General features: G+C 65.5%; 2 protein-coding genes and 3 pseudogenes. 2 read left to right on the plus strand and 3 right to left on the minus strand.

Annotated elements, in window-relative coordinates; translation table 11 throughout:
- Positions 1–77: pseudogene (locus ACQKPE_RS26415) on the plus strand (hypothetical protein); the annotation flags it as partial.
- A gap of 14 nt (positions 78–91) precedes the next feature.
- Here the strand turns inward: ACQKPE_RS26415 and ACQKPE_RS26420 are convergent.
- The 3 genes and pseudogenes from ACQKPE_RS26420 to ACQKPE_RS26430 all read right to left on the minus strand — a co-directional run.
- Positions 92–622, minus strand: coding sequence for a GNAT family N-acetyltransferase (locus ACQKPE_RS26420; RefSeq protein ID WP_427669636.1), 531 nt, complete (start codon positions 620–622; stop codon positions 92–94).
- Between the two features lie 5 nt (positions 623–627).
- Positions 628–1,152, minus strand: coding sequence for an N-acetyltransferase family protein (locus ACQKPE_RS26425; RefSeq protein ID WP_427669637.1), 525 nt, complete (start codon positions 1,150–1,152; stop codon positions 628–630).
- A 30-nt stretch (positions 1,153–1,182) separates the two neighbouring features.
- Positions 1,183–1,728: pseudogene (locus tag ACQKPE_RS26430) on the minus strand (ATP-binding cassette domain-containing protein); the annotation flags it as partial.
- Here ACQKPE_RS26430 and ACQKPE_RS26435 point away from each other — a divergent pair.
- Positions 1,716–1,819: pseudogene (locus ACQKPE_RS26435) on the plus strand (universal stress protein); the annotation flags it as partial. The pseudogenes ACQKPE_RS26430 and ACQKPE_RS26435 sit on opposite strands and share 13 nt — an antisense overlap.

Consider the following 1,819-nt stretch of genomic DNA (forward strand, 5'->3'; position numbering starts at 1 on the left):
AAACCGTCGCGCAGATGAAACCCGGCTCGGTGGTCATCGATCTGGCGGCAGCCCAAGGTGGCAACTGCCCACTGACCATACACCAGTAGTCTCAAGCGCTAGCCAACACCTTGTAGTACAGCGCCGTAGCCCGATACACCCCACTGGGCCCACAGGCATAGTCGGGAATCTCCCCTGCCTTGGCGTACCCCAACGCCCGATAGAACGCCTCCGCCTCCGACCCCGCCTCGGTGTCCAGGTACAGCATGCCCCGCCGCAGCGGGCGCGCCGCCTGCTCCAGCGCCTTCATCAACTGCTGCCCCAGCCCCCGCCGCCGCGCCCGGCTGTGTACCAGCAGTTTCTGCACCTCGGCACGATTCAACCCATTGGGCTTCAGGCACAACCCCAGCTGCACGCTGGCCAGCACCTCCTGCCCCTGGGCCACCACCCACAGCAGCAGCTCGCCGCTGGCTAGCCGCGCCTTCACCTCATCGAAATATTGTGCCGCCTGGGCCTCGTCGATATCGTCGAGAAAGCCCACGGAAGCGCCGTTGCGCACCGCATCCAACAGCAACGTGACCAGGCCATCGCGGTAGTAAGCCAGGCTTTCGTGGGTCACGCGTTGCAGGTGGGCGGCGTTCATTGGGGTCAGCTCCTTGCCGGTGGCAGTGCGTCGTCATCGAGCAGCAGTTGCATGAAAGTAAGGTCCAGCCAACGCCCGAACTTCACCCCCACCTGCGGCATCTGCCCGGTGATGGTGAAACCCAGCCGTTCGTGCAGGCGAATGGAGGCGGCGTTACCGCTTTCGATCGCCGCCACCATCACGTGCTTGTCGCATGCCCGCGCCCGCACCACCAACGCTTGCATCAGCACCGGCCCCAGGCCCTTGCCGCGCTGGTCGTCGCGGATGTACACCGAGTGCTCCACGGTATGACGAAAACCCTCGAACGGGCGCCAGTCGCCGAACGAGGCATAGCCCAGCACACCGCTGTCATCCACCGCTACCAGGATCGGGTAGCCCTGCTCGGCGCGGGCCGCGAACCAGGCCTGGCGGTTGGCCAGGTCCACCGGGGTTTCGTTCCAGATCGCCGTGGTGTTGCGCACGGCGTCGTTGTAGATATCGAGGATGCCGGGCACGTCGTCGGGCAGGGCATCGCGGATCAGGTAACTCATGACAGCGTCTCGCAGAAGGTTTCGCGCAGATTAAATGGTAACCAGGCCGCGCACACCCTCGGCTTGCATGTTTTCGCCACGGCCACGCTGGACGATCTCGCCGCGGGCCATCACCAGGTACTGGTCGGCCAGCTCCTCGGCGAAGTCGTAGAACTGCTCCACCAGCAGAATGGCCATGTCGCCGCGGTTGGCCAGTTTGCGGATCACCGCGCCGATTTCCTTGATGACCGACGGCTGGATGCCCTCGGTGGGCTCGTCGAGAATCAGCAGACGCGGGCGGCTGGCCAGGGCGCGGCCGATGGCCAGCTGTTGTTGCTGGCCGCCGGACAGGTCGCCGCCACGGCGCTGCTTCATTTGCTCGAGCACCGGGAACAGCTCGTAGATGAAGGCCGGTACTTCGCGAGCCTCGCGGGCGGGGAAGCGCGACAGGCCCATCAGCAGGTTTTCCTCGACGGTGAGGCGCGGGAAGATTTCGCGGCCCTGGGGGACGTAGGCGATGCCGGCGTGCACCCGTTGCTGGGGCTTGAGCGTGGTGATCGGCTTACCTTCCCATTCCACGCTGCCTTCGCGCGCAGGTGATCCACAGCGCCCGCGCCCTGGCCTTGCAATGCAACGCCGAACTGCACCTGGTGCATGTGTGCGACGCCAGCCGCACCCATATCGCCGA

The organism is Pseudomonas sp. NPDC089554, from assembly GCF_050280645.1.
Lineage (GTDB): Bacteria > Pseudomonadota > Gammaproteobacteria > Pseudomonadales > Pseudomonadaceae > Aquipseudomonas.